General features: G+C 62.0%; 10 protein-coding genes. 6 read left to right on the forward strand and 4 right to left on the reverse strand.

Going from position 1 to position 16,714, the window contains the following annotated elements:
* Positions 1 to 106 precede the first annotated feature (106 nt).
* The 3 genes from ACK59L_RS04130 to ACK59L_RS04140 all read left to right on the forward strand — a co-directional run bounded on the left by ACK59L_RS04130 (position 107) and on the right by ACK59L_RS04140 (position 6,917).
* Complete coding sequence (locus tag ACK59L_RS04130) at positions 107 to 3,916, forward strand: dermonecrotic toxin domain-containing protein (protein WP_409272044.1); 3,810 nt, start codon at positions 107 to 109, stop codon at positions 3,914 to 3,916.
* Positions 3,917 to 4,057: 141 nt separating this feature from the next.
* A complete protein-coding gene (locus ACK59L_RS04135) occupies positions 4,058 to 5,677 on the forward strand; it encodes an NADP-dependent glyceraldehyde-3-phosphate dehydrogenase (RefSeq protein ID WP_409272046.1) in 1,620 nt (539 codons plus the stop codon).
* 58 nt (positions 5,678 to 5,735) lie between these two features.
* On the forward strand, positions 5,736 to 6,917 hold the full coding sequence (locus tag ACK59L_RS04140) for a hypothetical protein (RefSeq protein WP_409272048.1): 1,182 nt from the start codon (positions 5,736 to 5,738) through the stop codon (positions 6,915 to 6,917).
* A 9-nt stretch (positions 6,918 to 6,926) separates the two neighbouring features.
* Here the strand turns inward: ACK59L_RS04140 and ilvA are convergent, their stop codons facing one another.
* From ilvA to ACK59L_RS04160, 4 genes are all read right to left on the reverse strand, one after another.
* Entirely contained in the window at positions 6,927 to 8,486 is a 1,560-nt protein-coding gene (ilvA, locus tag ACK59L_RS04145) for a threonine ammonia-lyase, biosynthetic (protein WP_409272050.1), read from the reverse strand.
* A 178-nt stretch (positions 8,487 to 8,664) separates the two neighbouring features.
* A complete protein-coding gene (locus ACK59L_RS04150; RefSeq protein WP_058637770.1) occupies positions 8,665 to 9,096 on the reverse strand; it encodes a PACE efflux transporter in 432 nt (143 codons plus the stop codon).
* Between the two features lie 74 nt (positions 9,097 to 9,170).
* The gene (locus ACK59L_RS04155; protein WP_409272052.1) at positions 9,171 to 10,478 is read right to left on the reverse strand and encodes an ATP-binding protein; all 1,308 of its coding nucleotides are present in this window, start codon (positions 10,476 to 10,478) and stop codon (positions 9,171 to 9,173) included.
* A 6-nt stretch (positions 10,479 to 10,484) separates the two neighbouring features.
* Positions 10,485 to 11,180 (reverse strand): response regulator transcription factor, encoded by a 696-nt coding sequence (locus ACK59L_RS04160; RefSeq protein ID WP_058605030.1) that lies wholly within the window; start codon positions 11,178 to 11,180, stop codon positions 10,485 to 10,487.
* A 208-nt stretch (positions 11,181 to 11,388) separates the two neighbouring features.
* Here ACK59L_RS04160 and ACK59L_RS04165 point away from each other — a divergent pair, with 208 nt between their 5' ends.
* From ACK59L_RS04165 to mobA, 3 genes are all read left to right on the forward strand, one after another.
* Positions 11,389 to 12,564, forward strand: coding sequence for an efflux RND transporter periplasmic adaptor subunit (locus ACK59L_RS04165; protein ID WP_409272054.1), 1,176 nt, complete (start codon positions 11,389 to 11,391; stop codon positions 12,562 to 12,564).
* An 11-nt stretch (positions 12,565 to 12,575) separates the two neighbouring features.
* Positions 12,576 to 15,704 carry a multidrug efflux RND transporter permease subunit gene (locus ACK59L_RS04170; protein ID WP_409272056.1) on the forward strand — a complete coding sequence of 1,043 codons (3,129 nt, stop codon included), beginning with the start codon at positions 12,576 to 12,578 and terminating at the stop codon, positions 15,702 to 15,704.
* Between the two features lie 61 nt (positions 15,705 to 15,765).
* On the forward strand, positions 15,766 to 16,341 hold the full coding sequence (gene mobA / locus ACK59L_RS04175; RefSeq protein WP_409272058.1) for a molybdenum cofactor guanylyltransferase MobA: 576 nt from the start codon (positions 15,766 to 15,768) through the stop codon (positions 16,339 to 16,341).
* Positions 16,342 to 16,714 lie beyond the last annotated feature (373 nt).

The raw sequence follows: 16,714 nt of genomic DNA on the forward strand, positions 1-16,714 counted from the left end.
CGATTGGGCCAAGCTATGAGTTATAGCGCCTGGCAATAACCGAGTACCACCGCATCAAATACTCCGTGACGTGTGATAGCGCCTCAACAAAAGGAGCTCGCGCCACATGTCTGAAAGCAACTCAGTGTCACCGACAACTTTGCCACATTGGGCTGCACGGGCCACCGCGCGTCAATGGCAGGCCCTCAAGCACACGCAACAACCCCCTTGGGAAACCCAAGACTGGTTCTGCAATGCCCCACCGGATCTGAGGGAAACTGTTGCCGCCAGTCATCGGCGATTGATCAACGCGCAGGCAGCGCTGGGTCGAGCGATGCGCGGTCTGGAACAAGTTGCAGAATTCGCAGAGCGTGCCGTGCAGCAGGGCTTGCAGGCGCAAGGTTTGAATGTGGATTTGAAAGCCTGCGAGTTGCTGCGCGTTGAGCAAACCTGGCGATGGGTCGGCCTGCGCTATGTCTATAGCCACGAACGGGAAAACATCGTAAGGGCTGCACTGCAGAACTTTGCCGAGGATGAGGTTTTCTCTTCCCAGAGTGCAATCGCGCTGAGCAAGGATATTCACATCACGCCCGTCACGGTGACAGGCACCGCGCCGATTGGCATGCAAGTGCCGGCTGCGCAATTTCCCATTGACTCGGAGCGCTATCAAGTAACGCCGTTGCCCCTCACACCAGCCGCTTTCGCTGTCATGATGCGAGCGCTGGATTTGGGAAGTGCCTACCAGGCTCATCTGCAAAGGTATTTCGACAGCCCGGCGGTAAAAACGCACATGTTGCAAGTGTTCAAAGCTCGCCTACAGATGGCGGCGGATCTGGCCGTGCTTAGGCACTTGATCAGCGGCAGCGCCCGCGATGACCTTGACCGCCTGTTGCAGGGCGAGCCTTTGCCATGCTGGCGGCTGAGTCTGTTCGGCACCGTCCTGTACGAAGTCATGCTGATCGACCTGGGCCAGGCCGGCCTAGGTGTGTACCTGCCCAGCCACGAACCTGCATTGCGTAGCTGCAAGGACCTGGCAGCCGTGCATGAAGCGCTGGCCATCTTGCTGCTCGAGCCACTAGCGCGTGAAGCGTTCGCAGGGTATGTAGCCCAAGACCAACGCGGCCACTTCTTCGATATGTTGCAGCAAAACCTGGACGCGACTGGCAATACTCCACTCGATAGCCCCTGGGAACGCGCCGTGGGCGCTGACCTGCGCCCGGCCCGTCAACTCATCGAGGGGGATCCATTTAGCGACTGCTATGCCCGACACTGGGCACGTCTGCAGCACGAAGCCAGTCTGCTCGCCGTTCCCACCGCACAGTTCGACGCCAATGCCAGGGCCCAACGTCTGGCGACGTGGGAAAGTCGCGGCTGGGACCTGCTCAACATCGCCAGCTTTTTCGTACCTGCGGTGGGCACCTTCATGTTGGCCGTCACTGCTTGCCAGCTCCTGGGCGAAGCGTTCGAAGGTTATGAAGCCTGGGAAGCCGGCGATCGTCATCTGGCGCTAGAGCACATCGAATCGGTTGGGATCAACCTGGCGTTGCTAGGCGGTTTCGCCGCAGCAGGACACGCGTTGCCACGACTGTTCGGCAAACTGCGGGGTACGACCCTGCAAGAGGTACGTGGCAGCGATGGCACATTCAGGCTCTGGAACCAGGACTTGGCCCCCTACCGTTCCAATGAAATGCTGCCAACGCAGTTGCGGCCCAACGCGCTGGGCCAGTACCTGCATGACGGCCGATACTTCATCAAGATGGACGGACACCTCTATGAGCAGCGCCTGGAGCCCTCACTGTCGCGTTGGCAGATTGTCCACCCCGAGCAGGCAGATGCCTGGCAGCCGCCCCTTGAGCACAATGGTCAAGGCGCCTGGCGTGCCCAGCACGAGCAGCCAGACGATTGGCCGTTGGCAAAGCTGGTAAAGCGCCTGGGTGAGCCGTTCGAGGCATTTACAGCAGTGCACATCCAGCAAGCGTGCGATGTGACTGGCATTGACGCCGACAGCCTGCGAGACCTGCACCTTCGCGGGCAACCGGCGCCGCCGTTGCTGCTGGATGTTCTGCAGCGACTGCGCATTAGCGCCGAACGCCCTTCAATGGATGCACAAGACGCGTTGCAGTGGTTCGAGCAGCGCTACAGCCCAAGCACCCCGCACGCCCCTGGCCTGGACCGCTTGCTTTCGACCTACCCGCGTCTCACGCCACCGTTGGCCAGGCAACTGCTGGGCCGGTTGGAGGCTGGCCAAGCGCTGACCTGGGAGCAGGAAGGGACACTGCCTGCCAGCATTCGCCAGTCGATCGAACAGGTGCACAGCGAGCTACCCCTGGTGCGGGCGCTGGAGGGACTGGTCCAGCCGGCGCTGGCCAACGCCGACACCGAGCGTCTGCTATTCAGCGCACTTGATGCCATGCCGGGCTGGCCCACCGATATACGTCTGGAATTGCGCGTCGGCAACCCTGACGGCCCGATCCTGGCTCATACCGGTGTAGGCCAGCTCGTTCGTGTGATCAAATCAAGCCAAGGCTATGAAGGATTCCTTGGAGAGCGCCCCGCGCCTGGCATGGTAAGTTTCGATATTTGCCAGGCCATCGAACAGGCACTGCCTCGCGCCCGTCGCGACCTGCTGGGTATCGAACATACAGATGGCGCCTATCTTCGCCACCGGGTGATGACATGGGCCAAGGCAAACCGTGCCACCCTCGCACCCACGCTTCATGGGCAGCGTAGCCAGCGCCTGGCCACACGAGGCTGGTTGCGTGGCGGGCAGCCGCTTGAGCCACTGCCGGCAGCGCCACGCCAGACCAGCTCGTTGAGCGCGGCCTACCGGCGTCTTTATCCCACTGCGACCGACGCAGAGTTTGCCGACTGGCTCAATGAAGGGGAGGACGAGGACAACCTGCATGACATAAGCACTCCCACCCAGCGCTTGCGCGACCTGCAAGCCCGTCTTGAGAACTTGCGTCGTGATCTGGCCCGATGGGCCGCCCCCAACCCCCTGCGCCCACATCAGCGCCACCTTGCCGTGCGCCCCGTCATCAATGCCTGGCGACGGGTTTCGCGCACGGTGCTCGATGGCGGTGGTCGTCTATACAGCCTGGAACTCTCCGAGCTGGACCTGACGCATGAAGACTTGGCCAGCTTGCCACTGACGGATGATTTCAATCACATCGAGCACCTGTCTCTTCGCGGGAACCCCGCACTCAGTCAGCTGCCTGCGGCCTTTCATCAGCGATTCCCGAACCTCAGGCGCTTACTTGTCAGCGACTGTCGCTTCGACCACCTGCCTCGCCTGGCCTTCGGCCAGCGCCTGCGTTGGCTGGATGTGGACCGCAACCGCATCACCTGGGACGCTACGGACCAGACCACCCTGCAACTTTACCCCGGCCTGGCTGTACTCGATCTGAGTGAAAACCCGCTGCTGGTCGCGCCCGACCTGCGCCTGCATCCCGGTATCAGATCGCTGTTCCTGTCGGGATGCTCGCTGACCGAGTTGCCACAGGGGTTAGCGCAATTGACGGAGCCGCTCACCGTCGACCTGACGGATAACCAGTTCGTGCAGCTACCCGACGGCTTCGCCCTGCCCGTCCAGGTAGCCGACCCGCTGTCTATGGAAAGTAGATGGCTGGCAGGGCCGATACTGAGCCAGATCGAAGCGTACAACGAAATCCACGACGTGGACCTGTTGGTGAATGAGGCCGACTACACCGACTTCTTCGAACAGGCCGGCCCACCTGAATTTGCGCTGTGGCGCCGCTTGCCATTGCAATACCGGCGCGACCTCAGGGCGCTGCTGGAAGCTGAGCCGTTCCTCACCTACCCCGAGCGAGCGCGCCGGGAGTTCTGGCGTCGGTTGGCCGTGATCGATAATGCAGGGCCAGGCCGGCAAGCCCTGTTGGAACAACCTGCAGAGGGTCTATTCGAGCTCGACCTGTGACACCATGATCACGCGCCGGGCGACCGGCGCACTGCTAAAGCGCTTGCTGTGCGCTGGTATTCTGACCGGGTCAGGCGCATGCTCGTCGCTGAACCGTTTCACTGTGCTAGACCCTTCTCGGCCACTGTGAGGTGCAGTTTCATGGAATCCTTGCTCGACAACCTTTACCCCAACGCCGCCGACGTACCTCAAGCGTGGCAACTGGGGGCTCCGCTTGAACAACGTGACTACCTTGTGGGCGGTGAACTGCGCCATTGGGACGGGCCGTTGGCCACCGTCCGTAGCCCTGTTTGGCTCAAGGAAAACGGCCAGGAGCAACAAGTGGTGCTGGGCCACGCTCCGCTGCTCGACGCCGACACGGCCATGACCGCACTGGACGCTGCAGTTAAAGCCTATGACAAGGGGCGCGGAGCATGGCCGAACATGCGGGTGGCAGAGCGCATTGGCCATGTGGAAGCGTTCCTGGCGCGCATGCGCGAGCAGCGTCAGGCCGTGGTCAAGCTACTGATGTGGGAAATCGGCAAGAACCTCGCGGATTCGGAGAAGGAATTCGACCGTACCTGCGACTACATCAATGAAACCATCAATGCCCTCAAGGACTTGGACAGACGCTCCAGCCGCTTCGAGCTCGAGCAGGGCACCCTGGGTCAGATACGCCGCGCGCCTTTGGGCGTGGCGCTGTGCATGGGTCCGTACAACTACCCCCTCAACGAAACCTTCACCACCCTGATTCCGGCCTTGATCATGGGCAACACCGTGGTGTTCAAGCCCGCCAAGTTTGGCGTGCTGCTGATCCGTCCGCTGCTCGAAGCCTTCCGCGACAGCTTCCCGCCTGGTGTCATCAATGTCATCTACGGCAAGGGCCGCGAGACCGTCAGCGCAGTGATGGCCAGCGGCAAGGTAGACGTCTTCGCCTTCATCGGCACCCACAAGGCTGCCAGCGATCTCAAGAAGCTGCACCCACGGCCCCATCGGCTGCGCGCAGCACTGGGCCTGGACGCAAAGAACCCAGGCATCGTGCTGCCCCAGGTCGATCTGGACAACGCCGTCGAGCAGGCCCTGACCGGCGCGTTGTCGTTCAACGGCCAGCGTTGCACGGCGCTGAAGATTCTGTTCGTCCATGAAGATGTGGTCGATGCATTTCTCGACAAGCTCACGCGCAAGCTCGCCACACTCAAGCCGGGCATGCCTTGGCAGCCTGGCGTCGCCCTGACACCGCTGCCCGAACCCGGCAAGATCGATTACCTGGACGGCCTGGTGCACGATGCGACTGACAAGGGAGCACGGGTGATTAACGAACACGGGGGGCGCAGCCGGGGTTCGTTCTTCTATCCAGCCCTGTTGTATCCGGTGTCGGCGCAGATGCGCGTGTACCAGGAAGAACAGTTCGGGCCGGTTGTGCCGATCGTCCCTTTCCGCAATCTGCAGACGGTCATCGACTACGTGCTGGACTCGGACTATGGCCAGCAGCTGAGCCTGTTCGGCAGCGACCCTGCCACCGTCGGCAGCCTGATCGACATCTTCGCCAACCAGGTCGGTCGCATCAACATCAATACCCAATGCCAGCGAGGCCCGGACACCTATCCGTTCAATGGCCGCAAGAACAGCGCCGAGGGTACTCTTTCGGTGCACGATGCCTTGAGGGTCTTTTCCATACGCACACTTGTGGCCACGCGCTTTGAGGACGACAACAAGGCCTTGTTCAGTGACATCATCCGCAATCGGCGGTCGAGTTTCCTGACCACCGACTACACCTTCTGACGGTTGAAAGCGGCACCGCTTTGCTGGAAGCTTGAAGCTCATAGCACGGAGCCGCTCAATGCGTATCATCGACAAGACCGCCGCCCAGGTGCGCAGCCTGACGCCCGCCGAAGACGCGCTGCTGGTGGACTTCGCCACCGGCGGCTTGACCGGGCCCCGCCTGCTGCAGGCCAACCAGATGCTGATGAAGGTGCGCAACGCTAACCAGTGGCTGGCCTGCGATTGCCGCACCGATGCCCTGCCTGTGCTCAATGTCACCCTCAATGGCAACACCGGTACGTTGTTTCTCAAGAACAACCCTGGCACGGCCGAACATGCCCCAGGCTGCCCCTTTACCAAGGATGAACAGGAAGCGGCCGAGCGTGCACAGGCACCTGTCCAGCCGGTGGCCTGGCTGCCCCCCGATACGCCGCTGCGGCTGATCGGCGATTTTCGCACGGGCGCAAGCACAAGCACTAACGGGCCAGGTGAGCGCCGCGAACAACAGCGGTTGCTGGCCTTGTTGCTGACGTGGATCGAGACCAGCGGCCTGAACCTTTACGCCACGCATTTGAAGCAGGACCTGACCGGGCAATTCGCTCAACTGCGTGCTGTGGCCAGTCGCTATCCGCTGGTGGAACGGGTACCGGCCAGCAACTACCTGGAAACGCGCCTGGACATGAAGCACATGATGATGCTCAAGGCACGTCTGCGTGAGGCCACGATCTTTGGCAATCACCGGCGTCATGGGCTACTGCTCGACTGCATCGACCAGATCAAGGGCCGCAAGGTCTTTCACTACCGAAGCGAAGACGGTTTCGATTTCCAGGGCCACCATCTGTACTGGGGTGGTCAGCGCACCAGCGGCCCGCTGCTGACGCTGGCACTCTATTCACCTACGACTCCCGGCAGTCACTTCTTTGAGCTGATCCACGTGGCCAGCGTACCGGTGCTGTCGCGGGGCCATCTGTTTCCGGTCTATCGCGATGAAGAGCGCGAACCGCTCAAGGCATTGGTATCGCTGGTGGACTGGATGGCCAGCAAGGGCGTCAAGGTGCAGATGCGCCGCCCGGTGGTTGGCGGGCAGCTCATGGATGAACTGGTGATGACGTCCGACCAAGACCGTGTTCTGTCCATATCGCTGCTTGAACAACCCATCGGGCCCGAGCCGGATACCGAGAACTTCAAACGGTATGCCGACTTCAAGAGCCCTGAAACCTTCCGCAAGTTCGTGGCCGGTTTCTTCATGCGCGAGCGATGAACCGCCGCCTCAGCCGAGAAACAGGCGATAAGCCGGGTTATCCGTTTCGTCCCAGTAGCGATACTCCATCTGGTCGAGCGCCACGAATAACCCGGCACGCTCATCGGCAGGCACTTGCAGCGCAGCGAACACCCGAGCGTGGGCTGCACCGTGGTTGCGGTAATGGAACAGGCTGATGTTCCAGCGCTGGCCCAGGCGCTCCAGAAACGCCAGCAGTGCCCCGGGGCGCTCTGGAAACTCGAAACGCAGCACCTGCTCGTGACTGCCAGGCGCCAAAGGCCCACCCACGGTGTGGCGCACGTGCAGCTTGGCCAGTTCGTTGTCAGTCAGGTCCACAACGTCATAGCCGTGTGCTGTTAAACCGCTCAAAAGCTGATCGCGCGGGTCCTGCACGGGGTGCGTTTGCACTCCAACAAACAGACGCGCAGGTTTGCCCGGCTGGCAGCGGTAGTTGAATTCCGTGACTTGGCGCTTGCCCAATGCTTGGCAGAACGCCCGGAAGCTACCGGGCTGATCAGGGATGGTCACCGCAATCACCGCTTCGCGCTGTTCACCCAGTTCGGCGCGCTCTGCCACATGCCTCAACCGATCGAAGTTGATGTTGGCCCCTGAATCGATAGCCACCAGTGTCTGCCCGCCAATACCCTCGCGGTCCACGTACTGCTTCATGCCGGCAACTGCCAGAGCGCCCGACGGCTCGGTGATCGAGCGGGTGTCATCGTAGATGTCCTTGATCGCGGCACACAGCGCGTCGCTGCTGACCGTCAGCACCTCGTCCACAAAATGCTGGCATAGCTCGAAGCAGTGGGCGCCCACCTGGGCCACGGCCACCCCATCGGCGAAGGTGCCCACATGCGGGAGCACCACCCGCTCGCCAGCTCGCAGGGCGGCTTGCAGGCAGTTGGCATCTTCCGGTTCCACCCCGATCACCTTGCCTTCGGGGCGCAGGTATTTGATATAGGCTGCGATTCCGGCAATCAAGCCACCCCCGCCAACCGGCACGAAAACGGCATGCAGCGGCCCAGGGCACTGCCGAAGAATCTCCATGCCGACCGTGCCTTGACCCGCGATCACATCCGGGTCATCGAAAGGTGGCACGAATGTGGCTCCTTCCAGGTCGGCCAGCTTCAAGGCATGGGCCAGGGCATGGGGGAAGCTGTCACCGTGCAGCACCACCCGTCCCCCGCGGGCGCGCACGCCCTGTACTTTGAGCGAAGGCGTCGTGGACGGCATGACGATCGTGGCCGTCATGCCCAGGTGCGCGGCGGCCATGGCCACGCCCTGAGCGTGATTGCCCGCCGAAGCGGTCACTACGCCGGCCTGACGCTGGCAGGTCGTCAACCTCGATAGTCGCGTATAAGCCCCACGGATCTTGAATGAGAATGTGGGTTGCAGGTCTTCGCGTTTGAGCAGTACCCGATTACCCAGCCTATCGGACAACCCTGCGGCCTCTTGCAGCGGCGTTTCGATGGCCAGGTCATAGACTGGCGCGGCCAAGATACGCCGAACCTGCTCGGACAGCAGTTGCTGAGGGGTGATTGCTCGAGGGGCGGAACACAGGTTGGACATCGTCGACTCCTTGGCCGGTTAACGGTGCCCAGGAGTCAGATGAAAAAACCCGCCTCCAGGGCGGGTTCGGTGCATGCTCGCGCTAGCCCGCCAATCCAATGATGGCGGTAATAATGCTGGCGAAGGCAGGCTGATAGCGGTTCATGCGCAGAACGTTAGCCCAAGGCCTGGCCGCGGGTCAACACTTGGCCTGCTGCGCCGACAACGGCACGTCGAAAACCTTGTCGAAGCCCCACTGGAATACGAAGGCGTAGACGAAGAAGAAGACGAACAGGGCCAGATTGGTCAAAAGCGCTGCCAGCAGGCTGACTTGCAACCAATAAGCCACCAGCGGCAGCAGGATCACCACCAGGCCTCCCTCGAAGCCAAGCGCATGCAGCAAGCGGCGCAATAGTGTGCGCTTGCGCTGAGGCTGGCGCGCCTCCCAGCGCTCGAACACCCAGTTGTAGAGCATGTTCCAGCTCATCGCGACGCCTGACATCAGTACCGACAGCACGGTGGACTGCGCCATCCCCGCCCCGAACGCCAGTTCCAGGGCGGGAGCGACGCACGCCACGGCGATGGCCTCGTAGAGAATGGCCTGGACGATCTTGCGGGCCTTGCCTTGCATGTTCAGCTCCCTGAATGACGACCCGACACGCTACAAGATCCCGCCGGTTAAAAGAAGAGGCTTATTACCAGGCATCAGGTCACCTTCCCGGCGGGCAAGCGAATACGGAACTGCGCTCCGCCCAATGGGGACTGTGCGACTGTCAAGGTCCCGCCCTGCCCCTCAATGGCCCGCCTGCTGATTGCCAACCCCAAGCCGAACCCACCCGTGCTGCGGTCACGGCTGCGGTCCAGGCGATAGAACGGCTGGAAGATTCGCTCACGCTCCTCGACGGGGATGCCGATGCCGTCATCTTCCACCGTCAGCAGGCATGCCCCGTCGGGCTCCAGGCGCAAGCGCAGCACCAGGCGCTGCTCGCAGTAGCGCATGGCATTGCGCACCAGGTTCTGCACCGCTCGGGCCGTCAGGCGCGGGTCGAGCACGAAGCGTGGCAACTCGGCGTCGGCATGCACCTCCCACTGGATACCACGCCCGTCCAACTCCTCGGCAAAGCTGCCTAGCACGCTGTCCACCAGCTCGAGCAACGACACCTCCACCCGCTCGCGCGCCTGGTCGGCATTGTACAAACGGCTGTAGGACAGCAACTCCAACACCAATTCGTCCAGCTCTCGCACATGCCCGACCAGCTCCAGCAAACGCTTGCGGCTGGCCGGCGGCACTTCGTCAAATAGCAGCACCAAACCGAAATCCAGGCGCGTCAGAGGCGTGCGCAGCTCGTGGGACACGGCATTGAGCAACTCGCGCTGCTGATTGACATGGCGTTCAAGGTCGCTTGCCATGGTGTCGAACACCCTGGCCAGTTCGCCAATGTTCGAATGCGCCGAGATATGCGTGCGTTCGGACATCTGCCCTTGGCCCAGGCGCCGGGCGGTTTCCTTCAAGCGCTCCAAGTCACGCCAGTGCGGCCATACCCAGAGCAACAGGCAACCGAGCATCGCGGCCCCGATCAACACCGTCACGCCCCAGGACAGGACGTTGATGTCCAAAGGATCGGGCGGCGAATCCAGGCGTACCAGCCAATGGCTGTCCAATGGCGCCAGCAGGGTTTCGTAGTAGCCCCATTGGGCCAGGCGCACTGCCGACTCCCCCTGTGCCAGTCGCGCGCGCTCCGTTTCATCCAAGCCGGCCTGGTCAATACGCAGCAGCCGTACCTGCAAGGGCGCAAAATCGTCGGCAAGCGCCTGCGCTACGGTAGGCCACTGGGACTGGGGCGCCTGGTGAAACTGACGCACGATCAGCGCCTGCACACCTTTGGTCTGGCTGAGGTTGTAGGCCATGAAGCGTTCCTGAAACAGCCCCACGATGGTGTCGGGTATGAACAGCAAGGCTCCGGCATAGGCCACGATGATCAGCAGATACAGCCGCACCAGGATCTTGAACATCGCGGCTTACTCCCACTCGACACGGCTGAACAGATAGCCTTTGCCCCAGACCGTCTTGATCTTGCGTGCTTCGCCTGCGTTGTCGTCGAACTTGCGACGCAGTTTGGAAATGGCCACGTCCACCGAACGGTCAGTGCCGTTGAACTCGATACCGCGCAGCTGTTGAAGAATGCGGTCGCGATTGAGCACCACCCCGGCATTGCGCGCCAGCACGACCAGCAGGTTGAATTCCCCGGCCGACAGGTCGACAGGCTCGCCGCGCCAGGTGACGGTGCGCTCGGCCAGGTCGATGCACAACCCACCCACCACGATCAGGTCATGGTCCAGCCTGGGTTCGTTACCGCTGCGGCGCAGCAAGGTGCGCACCCGTGCCAGCAACACCCGTGGCTCGCACGGCTTGGTGACGTAGTCGTCAGCACCCATTTCCAGCCCCAGCACCTGGTCATGGCTGTCATCGCGGGCGGTGAGCATCAGGATCGGCAGGCATTGGGACTGCTGACGCAATTGGCGACACACCTGCAGGCCGTCCAGGCCTGGGAGCATCAGGTCGAGAATCACCAGGTCGGGTTTGTCCCGGCGATATTCGTCCAGCACGTGGTCACCCCGGGCGATGACCCGGACCACGAATTCGTTGCGTTGCAGGTAACTGGCGATCAGCTCGGCTAGGGCGCTGTCGTCTTCGACCAGAAGTATAGTGGGCATGGGTCGCTTGGCAGGCAGATATAGGGACTTGCAGCACTGCGGCTCGGCATGGCCAGGTGAGCGCTGCGTTAAAGTGACCCAAGCTTATAGAAACATCACGGTGCACAACCCATCGTTTCACACTTTTTCACACTCCCCGTACAGCTGTTAACAGCCAATCATGACCCGGGTGCCGTAGCATAGCGCAGATCATCAGCGGAAGATCCCAATGTCCGACACACTCACTGTTACCCTGCGCCGCATGGCGCTTCTGGCGCTTGTAGGCTCGAGCCTTGGCGGCTGTAGCGCTAGCGACGAACCCGAACAGCAAGCCCCGGTCCCGCATGTGCGCGTCGAGACGCTGCAACTGCAACCGTTGGCCATTACCAGCGAGCTCAACGGCCGCATTCTAGCGCCGCGTACCGCTCAGGTGCGGGCTCGGGTGGCCGGCGTGGTGCTCAAACGGGTCTACCGCGAAGGTAGCGACGTCAAGCAGGGCGATGTGTTGTTCCAGATCGATCCGGCACCCTTCAAGGCCGACCTGGACAGCGCTCAGGCGGCACTGGCCAGAGCCGACGCCACCCGTTATCAGGCTCGCCTGCAAGAGCAGCGTTACCGAGAGCTGGTCAACGACAAGGCCGTCAGCGGCCAGGAATACGACAACGCCAAGGCCAGCCTGCTGCAAGCCAACGCAGCGGTGGCCGAGGCCAAGGCAGCCGTACAACGAGCCCGTCTGAACCTGGGATACGCCACCGTCACCGCCCCCATCGCTGGCCGCATTGGCCGCGCCCAGGTGACCGAGGGCGCATTGGTCGGGCAGAACGAAGCCACGCCGCTGGCGACCATCGAGCAACTGGACCCCATTCATGTCGACGTCACCCAGTCAACCCGTGAGATCACGGCGCTGCGCAAGGCCTTGCGTGCCGGCCAGCTCCAACGGGTCGACGCAGACCAGGCCAAGGTCACCTTGATCGAGGACGACGGCAGTGCCTACCCGCTGCCCGGCAAGCTGCTGTTTTCCGACATCCAGGTCGACCCTTCGACCAATCAGATCACCCTGCGCAGCGAGTTCCCCAACCCCAATCACGACTTGCTGCCAGGCAGCTATGTGCGCGTGCGCCTGGCCCAGGCCGTGCAAGCGCAAGGCCTGAGTGTCCCGCAACGGGCGATCCTGCGTGACAGTGCAGGCGTGCCGAAGGTGCTGGTCGTGGATGCTCAGTCGCAGGTCAGCGAACGGCAGGTGGTCCTGGGCAGCGTACAAGGCGACCGCTGGGTAGTGCGCGACGGCCTGGCTGCCGGTGACCAGGTGGTGGTCGAAGGCCTGCAACATGCCAAGGCAGGCGAACGCGTGCAGATCGAACCCGCGCCCCAGGCCACCTCCGTCACCCAGCACACCGGCCAGTGAGGGCTTGATCGATGCCGCAATTCTTCATTGACCGCCCTATTTTCGCTTGGGTGGTGGCCCTGTTCATCCTGCTGGCTGGCGCCCTGGCCATTCCTCAGTTGCCTGTGGCGCAGTACCCCAATGTCGCGCCACCGCAGGTAGAGATCTACGCCGTATACCCTGGCGCCTCGGCGGCAACCATGGATGAAAGCGTGGTCAGCCTGATCGAGCAGGAGCTCAACGGCGCCGACAACCTGCTGTACTTCGAGTCGCAGAGCAGCCTGGGCAGCGCCACCATCACCGCCACCTTCGAGCCGGGCACCGTGCCCGACCTGGCCCAGGTCGACGTGCAGAACCGCTTGAAAGTGGTCGAGTCGCGCCTGCCACGCCCGGTTACCCAACAAGGGTTGCAGGTGGAAAAGGTGTCCACTGGCTTCCTGCTGCTGGGCACGCTCACCTCCGAGGATGGCAAATTCGACGAGACCGCGTTGTCCGACATCCTGGCGCGCAACGTAATGAACGAGATCCGGCGCATCAAGGGGGTCGGCAAGGCGCAGCTGTATGGCTCCGAGCGCGCCATGCGCATCTGGATCGACCCAGCCAAGCTGGTCGGCCTGAACCTCACTCCCAACGATGTGGCCGAAGCCATCACCGCCCAGAATGCGCAGGTAGCGCCCGGCAGCATCGGCGACCTGCCCAGCCCCGCTACCCAGGAGATCACCGCCAACGTGGTGGTCAAGGGCCAACTGACCACACCAGAAGCGTTTGCCGCCATTGTACTGCGGGCCAATACCGACGGCTCGGTGGTGACCATCGGTGATGTAGCACGGGTAGAAATCGGTGCCCAGGAGTATCAGTACGGCACGCGCCTGAATGGCAAGCCGGCCACCGCATTCAGCGTGCAGCTGGCCCCGGGTGCCAACGCCATGGAGACGGCCACACTGGTGCGCGCCAAGATGAAGGACCTGGCACGCTACTTCCCGGAGGATGTGAAGTACGATATTCCCTACGACACCTCGCCGTTCGTCAAGGTCTCCATACAGCAGGTCATCAGCACGCTGTTCGAAGCGATGGTGCTGGTGTTCGCGGTGATGTTCCTGTTCCTGCAGAACCTGCGTTATACCTTGATTCCCACACTCGTGGTGCCCGTGGCGCTGATGGGTACGTTCGGCGTGATGCTGTTACTGGGCTTTTCGGTCAACGTGCTGACCCTGTTCGGCATGGTTCTGGCCATTGGCATTCTGGTGGATGACGCCATTGTGGTGGTCGAGAACGTTGAGCGAATCATGGCTGAAGAAGGCCTGGCGCCACGGGAAGCCACACGCAAGGCCATGGGCCAGATCAGCGGGGCGATCATCGGCATCACACTGGTGCTGGTAGCCGTGTTCCTGCCCATGGCCTTCATGAAGGGCTCGGTCGGCGTGATCTACCAGCAGTTTTCGGTGTCCATGGCAGTTTCCATTCTGTTCTCGGCCTTCCTTGCCCTGAGCCTGACGCCGGCGCTGTGCGCGACGTTGCTCAAGCCTGTGAACCAAGGCGAGCATCATCAGCGCGGCGGTTTCTTCGGCTGGTTCAATCGGCGCTTCGAGGGCATGAGCAAGGGCTATGAGGGCTGGGTGTCCCAAGCACTTCGCCGCAGCGGGATCTACCTGCTGGTGTACGCTGTGCTGCTGGGCGTGTTGGGCTACGGCTTCAGTCAGTTGCCCACTGCCTTTCTGCCCACCGAAGATCAGGGTTACACCATCACCGATATCCAACTGCCGCCAGGCGCTAGCCGCATGCGGACCGAGCAGGTGGCGGCTCAGATCGAAGCGCACAACGGCGGTGAAGCTGGCGTGGGCAATACCACGGTAATTCTGGGTTTCAGTTTCTCCGGCAGTGGCCAAAATGCGGCGCTGGCCTTCACGACCCTGAAGGACTGGTCCGAACGTGGCGCCGATGACAGTGCCCAGTCCATTGCCGATCGCGCGAACATGGCATTCACACAGCTCAAGGACGCCATCGCCTTCGCCGTACTGCCGCCGCCGATTGACGGCCTGGGCGAGTCCACCGGCTTCGAGTTCCGCCTGCAGGACCGGGGTGGGCTGGGTCATGCCCAACTCATGGCTGCACGTGACGAGCTGCTGGCCAAGGCGAGCAAGAGCCCGCTACTGACCAACGTGCGCGAGGCGTCCCTGGCCGAAAGCCCGCAAGTGGAGCTGGAGATCGACCGCCGTCAGGCCAATGCGCTGGGGGTCTCGTTCGCCGATATCGGCTCGGTGCTGGACGTAGCCGTGGGTTCGAGCTACGTCAATGACTTTCCAAACCAAGGCCGCATGCAGCGGGTGGTGGTACAAGCTGAGGGCGATCAGCGCAGCCAGGTGGAAGACTTGCTGAAGATTCACGTGCGCAACAGCGCCGGCAAGATGGTGCCGCTTGGCGCCTTCGTCCAGCCCCGATGGGTCAGCGGTCCAGTCCAGTTGACGCGTTACAACGGTTACCCAGCGGTGTCCATTTCGGGTGAGCCGGCAGCCGGACAAAGCTCCGGTCAGGCCATGGCCGAGATCGAGCGAATCGTGGCGCAGCTGCCGCCCGGCGTAGGGCTGGAATGGACCGGATTGTCGCTGCAGGAAAGGCTTTCGGGCAGCCAGGCGCCGGTACTCATGGCCCTGTCGCTGCTGGTGGTGTTCCTGTGCCTGGCGGCATTGTATGAAAGCTGGTCGATCCCCACTGCGGTGCTGCTGGTGGTGCCCCTGGGCATTCTGGGTGCGGTGCTGGCGGTCACACTGCGCGGCATGCCCAACGACGTGTTCTTCAAGGTGGGCTTGATCACCTTGATCGGGCTTTCGGCAAAGAACGCCATCCTGATCATCGAGTTCGCCAAAAGCCTGGTGGACCAGGGCATGGATGCCACCCAGGCTGCACTCGAGGCTGCCCGCCTGCGTCTGCGGCCCATCGTAATGACGTCTCTGGCGTTCATCCTTGGGGTGGTGCCGCTGGCCATCGCCACCGGTGCCAGCTCGGCAAGCCAGCAGGCCATCGGTACGGGGGTCATTGGCGGTATGTTGAGTGCCACACTGGCGGTGGTCTTCGTACCGGTGTTCTTCGTCGTGGTGATGCGTTTGTCCGGGCGCCGACGACCACTGGAGCCTGGCCACGAGCCAGCCACGCGCAGTCACTGACTGGACAAGCGGAGCGTGAAGTGGGAGGGTTTCGGGCATTGACTGCCCGGAACCCTTTTTCATGCCTGCTACCCTGCCCCCTTGCTCTGTCCTCATGCTCGCCGGTGGCCGTGGCCAACGCATGGGTGGCCGTGACAAAGGGCTGATCGACTGGCAAGGCCGTCCTCTGATTGCCCACGTTCATGCGGTGGTTCGGGGGCTCAGTGATGACCTGATCGTTTCGTGCAATCGCAATCAGCAGGTGTACCAGCGGTACGCCGAGCAATGCGTGAGTGATACCGAGGCCGGCTTCCCTGGCCCACTGGCTGGCGTGCTTGCCGGGCTGGCGGTAGCGCGGCACGGATGGGTGGTGGTGCTCGCGTGCGATGCGCCACGGATCGATCAGATGTTAGTCAACGACCTGCGGCGCGCCGCTTTGACGGCCAACAGTGCCGCCATGGTCCGCCAAGGTGGGTATTGGCAACCGATGTTCAGCGTGCTGCCCCGCGCCATCCTGCCACTGCTTGAGCAAGCCTGGAACGCTGGGGAGCGCAGTTTGCAGAGAGCCTTACTCGGCTCGCCCGTGGCGGCGGTGGATTGCGCTGAAGAGGATTGCCGGTTGAATAATTTCAATAGCCCGCAGTGGCTTGAGGACTGACAAGGTGGCTGTCGGGGTTTTCCCGGTACGAAGAGCAACGGTGGACTGTGGCGCGGCCCCAGGAATTTAGCGTCGCAGCATAGATTGCCGGCGCTGTCTCGCAACCCATTGCGGCCTGTCAGGCGCCCCGGCAATGTTGCACTTAAGTGCTATATACGTCAGCAGATATCGTGAAAACTGTTCCGAATATAACTATTAAGCGTAACCAGACACCTCTACTCAAAGTTAAAACAGGTTACTGTTTCTGTTTGTGCTTCTGTTGATCTTGATCTTGATCTTGATCTTGATCTTGATCTTGATCTTGATCTTGATCTTGATCTTGATCTTGATCTTGATCTTGATCTTGATCTTGATCTTGATCTTGATCTTGATC

The sequence above is a fragment of the Pseudomonas sp. KCJK9111 genome, assembly GCF_046231935.1.
Classification (GTDB): Bacteria; Pseudomonadota; Gammaproteobacteria; order Pseudomonadales; family Pseudomonadaceae; genus Aquipseudomonas; species Aquipseudomonas parafulva_B.